General features: G+C 68.7%; 4 protein-coding genes. All 4 read right to left on the reverse strand.

The features are described from left to right. Positions 1-272: 272 nt before the first annotated feature. The 4 genes from pdxA to QZY48_RS32485 are packed head-to-tail and all read right to left on the reverse strand — an operon-like array spanning position 273 to position 5,615. A complete protein-coding gene (gene pdxA, locus QZY48_RS32470) occupies positions 273-1,313 on the reverse strand; it encodes a 4-hydroxythreonine-4-phosphate dehydrogenase PdxA (RefSeq protein WP_295438567.1) in 1,041 nt (346 codons plus the stop codon). Beyond that, positions 1,291-2,595: a peptidylprolyl isomerase gene (locus tag QZY48_RS32475; RefSeq protein WP_295438569.1), complete on the reverse strand. Its 1,305-nt coding sequence runs from the start codon at positions 2,593-2,595 to the stop codon at positions 1,291-1,293. The genes pdxA and QZY48_RS32475 overlap by 23 nt, the downstream gene beginning before the upstream one ends. A gap of 40 nt (positions 2,596-2,635) precedes the next feature. Further along, complete coding sequence (locus QZY48_RS32480; protein WP_295438574.1) at positions 2,636-4,768, reverse strand: LPS-assembly protein LptD; 2,133 nt, start codon at positions 4,766-4,768, stop codon at positions 2,636-2,638. Beyond that, entirely contained in the window at positions 4,677-5,615 is a 939-nt protein-coding gene (locus QZY48_RS32485; protein WP_295438571.1) for a hypothetical protein, read from the reverse strand. Before QZY48_RS32485 ends, QZY48_RS32480 begins: the two co-directional genes overlap by 92 nt. Positions 5,616-5,871 lie beyond the last annotated feature (256 nt).

Consider the following 5,871-nt stretch of genomic DNA (forward strand, 5'->3'; position numbering starts at 1 on the left):
TAATCGGAGAAGCGATGCAATTTGGGGTGCGAGAGCATCCGGGGCATTACGATAACCTCGACAACGACAACGACAACGACAACGACAACGACAACGACAAGGACAACGACAACGACAAGGACAACGACAAGGACAAGGACAACGACGCTAATAGCACTCGCTAATGGGCCTGTCTAACCAATTAGTGAACCGTTCCTTACCTCGGCGCGGCAGCTTGGAAATCGGCAACCGTCGGCATGGGGATAGACCAGCGCTGAATCGCGAACGCGGGGTTAGTCGCCCACCCGACCGCCGCGGACCATCTCTACCGCCCTGGTGATCGCCGCCCGCAGGCTCCCCAGGTCCGCCCGGTCGGTCCCGGCGAGGTCGAGCGCGGTGCCGTGGTCCACGGAGGTGCGGATGATCGGCAGTCCGAGGGTGACGTTGACGGCTTGGCCGAAGCCCAGGTGTTTGAGCACCGGCAGGCCCTGGTCGTGGTACATGGCGAGCACCGCGTCCGCGCCGGCCAGGCGCTCCGGGACGAAGGCGGTGTCGGCGGGCAGCGGGCCTTGCAGGTCCCAGCCGCGCCCGCGCAGGGCCGCGAGGACGGGGATGATGACCTCGATCTCTTCGCGCCCCAGGTGTCCGCCCTCGCCCGCGTGGGGGTTGAGTCCGCAGACCAGGATGCGCGGCGCGGGGATACCGAAGCGCCCGACCAGGTCACGGTGGAGGATCTCGATGACCTGGGTCAGCAGGGGGGCGGTGATCGCCGCGGCGACCTGACTCAGGGGCAGATGGGTGGTGACCAGGGCGACGCGCAAACCGGGCGTGGCGAGCAGCATCACCGGTTGCGCCGCGCACTGCTGCGCCAGGAACTCGGTGTGACCGGTGAAGGGGATGCCGGCGTCGTTGATGATGCCCTTGTGGACGGGCCCCGTGACCAGGGCGTCCAGGGCGCCGGTCAGACAGAGGTCACAGGCGACCTCCAGCGTCGCGAGCACGTAGGGGGCATTGGCGGGATCGAGTCGGCCGGGTGCGACGGCCGCGGCCAGCGGGACCGGGCGCACCCACAGGGTCCCCGGCGGGTTGGATTCACGGGGGCGCTCGGGCTCGTACTCCAGACACGTGAGCGGCAGCCCGAGCGCCCGGGCGCGCCCGGCGAGCAGCGCCGGGTCGGCCACCGCGACCAACTGGGCGGGCTGGGGCGCCTGGACCAGGCGGACCAGGAGATCCGGGCCGATCCCGGCCGGCTCCCCGGGGGTGAGCGCGAGCCGCGGCAGGCCCGGTGCCGTGCGCCCGGGCGGGCGCCGTTCAGGGCTTGACGCGGGCGCCATCTTGGCGGACCTCCACATAGGCCTCGTCGCGCAGCCGTTTCAGCCAGGCATCCGTCGCCTCATCCCCCTTGCGCCGCTGGATCGCCTCCCGCGCCTTGATCCGCAGCAACTCCTCGGTGGTGTCCTGGGTGCGGCGTTCCTGCACCTGCATGAGGTGCCAACCGAAGGCGCTCTTGAACGGCTCACTTACCTCACCGATGGCCAGGGCGCCCATGACCTTCTCGAACTCCGGCACCGTGTCGCCCGGGCTCACCCAGCCCAACTCGCCGCCCTTGAGCGCGGAGCCCGTGTCATCGGAGTGGGCGCGGGCGAGGTTCGCGAAGTCGTCGCCGCCGACGATGCGGCTGCGCAACTGCCCGAGGCGGGTCTTGGCGTCCGCATCGGAGACCATCTCGCTGGTGCGCACCAGGATGTGGCGCGCCTTGGACTGGGTGACATTGCCCGGGAGCCCGCCCTTGATGTCCGCCATGCGGATGATGTTGAAGCCGGTGGGGGTGCGGATCGGGTCGGTGATGTCGCCCTTGGCCATGGTCTGGGCGCGATCGGCCACCAGGCTCGGGACGGCCGCCATCTCGAACCACCCGAGATCCCCGCCCTCCAGGGCGGTGCGTCCCTCGGAACTGGCCGCCGCCACCGCGGCGAAGTCGGCCCCGCCGCGCAGTTTGGCCACCAGTTGTTTGGCCTTGGTCTGGGCCGCCTCGACCTGGGGGGGGCTGGGCTGATCCGGCAGGGCGATCAGGATGTGCTGGAGCCGCACCTGCTCGCGCGGCATCAATTTACCCTTCTCCTTCTCCAGGAAGCGCGCGATCTCCTGGTCAGTGACCTGGATGCCGCTCATGACCTCCTGGCTTTGCAGCCGGGCGGTGATGATCTGCATCCGCGTGTCCTCACGGAAGTCCTCAAAGCGGACCTGGCCGCTCTCCAGCGTCGCCTTGAGCTCCTCGATGGTGAGTCCGTTACGGCTCGCGATACCCTGGATGGCCGTGGTCAGGGCGGCATCGTCCACCTTGATGCCGAGTTGCCTGGCGCGCTGCTGCTGGAGCCGCTTGAGGATCAGCCGCTCCAGGACCTGCTTGCGCAACTGCTCCGGCGGCGGCACCGGGGTCCCCTGCTGCTGGAGTTGGGGCACCGTCACGCTGATCTCATGGGTCAGCTCGCTCTGCACCACCACGTCGTTGTTGACGACGGCGACGATCGAGTCCAGCGGCTCGCCCGCCGCCACGCGCGACCCGGCAGCGCCCAGGCCCAGGCCGAGCAGTCCGGCGACCACCCACGTCAGCATCGTCGCGGCGCCGGGAAGCGGCCCCGGCCGGGCACTGTGTTCAGTCCGAGTCATAGCCATAGCCATAGATTCTTTGTTCCAGGAGTTTATCGATCTTGTCGCCGAAGGAGCCCAAGCCTGCAAGCTCCAGTTCCAACATGACGCTGGTGCTGCCGACGCTGGTCGCGCTGGTCTTTAAGTGACGCCCGAGGAGCCGTACCCGCCAGCAACAGCGACCGAACTCGATGCCGACGAACGCCTCCACGGTATCGTCCTGCAGCAGCGAATAGAGCCAGCGCCCGACCACCCCGACCCGCGGGGTCAGCGGCAGGCGGAACGACAGGTCGGCATTCTCGTAGCGCTCGGGCTCGCTCGCGCCCAGGCTGTAGCGATAGGACAGGTTGACCACGCGATCATCGCCCGGGGCATAGCGCAACTGCAACACGCGCTGCTCCCACTGGTTCTGCGCGAGGTGCGGGTCCCACTGAAAGCTGGCGCGGGCGAGCCAGCCCGCGGCCGGATTCACCGACAGTTCACCGGCCACCGAGGAACTGGAGTTGTCCTGTGGCGCCACCCCGGTGAGTTGCACCCGGCGCGGGGCAAAATACAGGATCTGGCCCAGGCTGGCCCGGAACCACTCGCGGCCGTCCGCCCCGCCCAGGGTCCGGGAGGTCAGGCCGATGGTGAGTCGGTTTTCATCGCCGATGCGGTCATACCCGGTGAAGCGATTGGACCGGAACAGGCTGGCGTAACTGAAGGTCAGCAAGGTGGTGTCGAACAGCGGGGTGTCGGACTGATCGGCGTAGGGCGTCAGGACATAGTAGAGGCGCGGCTCCAGTGTCTGCAGCACCGACTTGCCGAACCAGTTGGTGTCGCGCTCGAAGATCAGCCCGGTATCCAGGTTCAGGCTCGGGATCACGAAGGATTGCTGGGCCGGCGTCCCCGGCGCCTCGTTGTCCAAGGCGTAGCCGGTGGCGTAGAGACGCACCTGCGGGATCACATAACCGAAGCTGCGGCGCAGCGGCAGGCGCAACGAGGACAGCAGCACATTGCGGCTTCCATAGACCTTGGCGGGGTTGTAAAAGTAGTCGTATTGGTCTTGAAAGGTAAACTCCGCGGGCCCCCAACGCAGCGGCGTCAAGTCCAACTGGACATGGGGGCGTTGCTCATAGGGGCGGTTGATGGGCAGGACCCCCGGGGCGACCGTTTGGAAGTTCTGGACCCAGCCGGATACGCTGTAACCCTTGGCGGCATAAGTGATAGAGCCGCGCTGCACCAGGTTGACCAGGCTCGTGATGTCCAGATTGTTGCCGAAGTCCGTGAGAAATTCGTCGTCGGACACCGCGCTGTAATCGATATTGGTCGACCAGCGACCGCCGAACACGGCGGACTCGGTCAGCCGCTGGCCCCAGCGCACGCCGGCCTGCGGGTTCTCGTCATCGTGCGGCAACACCTCGCCGGTGTACTCGGCGCTCCCGAACTTCGTCAGGCCCCGTATCTGGGCGCCGAGCATCAGGCCCCGGGTGCTCATGTACCGCGGGTAGAGGGTCGCGTCCAGATTGGGGGCGATGTTCCAGTAATAGGGCAGGATGATATCAGTGCCGGTGTTGTTGCCGGACCCGATTTGGGGGATCAGGAAGCCGCTGCGCCGCCGGTTATCGATCGGGAAGCGCAGGTAAGGGGTGTAGATCAATGGCAGGTCACCGATCTGCAACCGGGCGTGACGGGCGGTACCCATACCCTCCACCTGGTTGAGTTCCAGGTCGCGGGCGCGGATGGACCAATCGGAATACCCTGGGGGACAGGTGGTGTAGACCACATCCCGATAGCGGCTGATCTCCCCGGGCAGGAGGTTCGCCGTGGCGGCGGTGCCGCGCACGTTGATGGCACCCGTCAGGCGATAATGGACGTCGTCGAGCTGACCCTGCTTCGTTTGCAGGTTGTAGTCGGCGGTGTCGGCCTGCAGGCGCGCCCCCGGGTAGTCGAGAAAGACCTTGCCGGCCGCGTTCGCCACGCCGCTCTTGCGGTCATAGCTGGAGTGGTCCGCCTCCAGGCGTTGGTCGCCCTGGATGATCACGACCCCGCCCTGCAGCTCAACGACCTCACGGTCGCGGTCGTAGTCGGCCCGGTCGGCGGCGACCTCGACCGGGACCTGGGCATCGGCCGCCGGTTTGGCGCCCTTGCCGACGCCCAGGCCCCACTTGCCGCCGGGGCGCTTGCCGGCGACGCGCAGCCCGCACTGATCCCAGGGCAGCCCGGCATAAGAGCCGCTCGTAGTCGTCGCGCGGGGCCGCCACCGGCAAGGCACCGAGCGCCGCATCCACCCGCGGCGTATCAGCCGCCGGCGGGCTGGCCCGGTCCAACGGCGGCAGCACCCAGGGCGAGGGGCCGCTGTAGTCCTGCCGCGCCGGGTCCACGACCACGGGGATGGGCAGGGTCAGGCGCGTGGACTCCGGCTCCTCGCCCGGGGGCCACGCGGGCGGGCGGGGCGGCTCCACCGGCGGCGGGGGCGTCGGCGGCTGGGCGGGGATCGGGTCGGCCGTGGCCGCGGGGGTGCCGCCGGGGGGCGTCCCGCCGAGCGCACCGGCGGGTGGGGGCACCTCGGTATCCGGGCGCGGCAGGGGCTCGTCGCCCTTGAAGGTATCGGGCTCGGTATTGGGTTCAGTCTTGCTTTCCGGGGCGGCCGGTACCGGGCCGAGGACCGCGGCGGCGGCGCCGTCCGGGTCCCCGTCCGCGCCGTCCGCGGGTCCCGCACCGGGTAGCGCCGCTGACCCCGCGGCGGGCGGCGCGGCGGGCGACATCCCGGGCGGCCCGGCGGCCACCACCCCCGCGAGGGTCTCCGCGGCCCGGCAATCCCAGGTCTTGCCCCCGCCCGGGACGGTCCCGGCCGCGCCGACGGGTCCGGCGCAGTCCCACGGGCTGTCCGGGGGACCCGCGGCACGGGACCCGCTGAATGCGGCAAGGAGGAGGGTGAGCGCGACGGCTAGGGGACGCACGATAGTCGGGTTGTCGGCACGGATCGGTTCCCGCGGGGCTACCATGGTACCCGGTTCCGCGGCGCCGTCGTCACACAAAGCGCCGACCGGCTTCTTGGGGGTTGGGATTTAGCCGCAACCATGTCACATTGCGGCGGAATGGGCAATCCGGGGCCATGCTCGGGGTGCGATCAGAACTGATGTGTTAACGTACATGTCGTAGGGTACGCATCGCGTACCCTACAGCTACCGGACGTTCTCAGGGACCGGGCGTCGTTGTCGTTGTCGTAATCGTGGTCGGATTATTCGACAACGACAACGA

This window comes from uncultured Thiodictyon sp. (assembly GCF_903828115.1).
In the GTDB taxonomy this organism is placed as follows: Bacteria; Pseudomonadota; Gammaproteobacteria; order Chromatiales; family Chromatiaceae; genus Thiodictyon.

Bases quoted from the DNA above. Each gene is read 5' to 3' on its own strand.
- pdxA (WP_295438567.1), bottom strand. From the start codon at position 1,313: ATGGCGCCCGCGTCAAGCCCTGAACGGCGCCCGCCCGGGCGCACGGCA.
- QZY48_RS32475 (WP_295438569.1), bottom strand. From the start codon at position 2,595: ATGCTGACGTGGGTGGTCGCCGGACTGCTCGGCCTGGGCCTGGGCGCT.
- QZY48_RS32485 (WP_295438571.1), bottom strand. From the start codon at position 5,615: ATGGTAGCCCCGCGGGAACCGATCCGTGCCGACAACCCGACTATCGTG.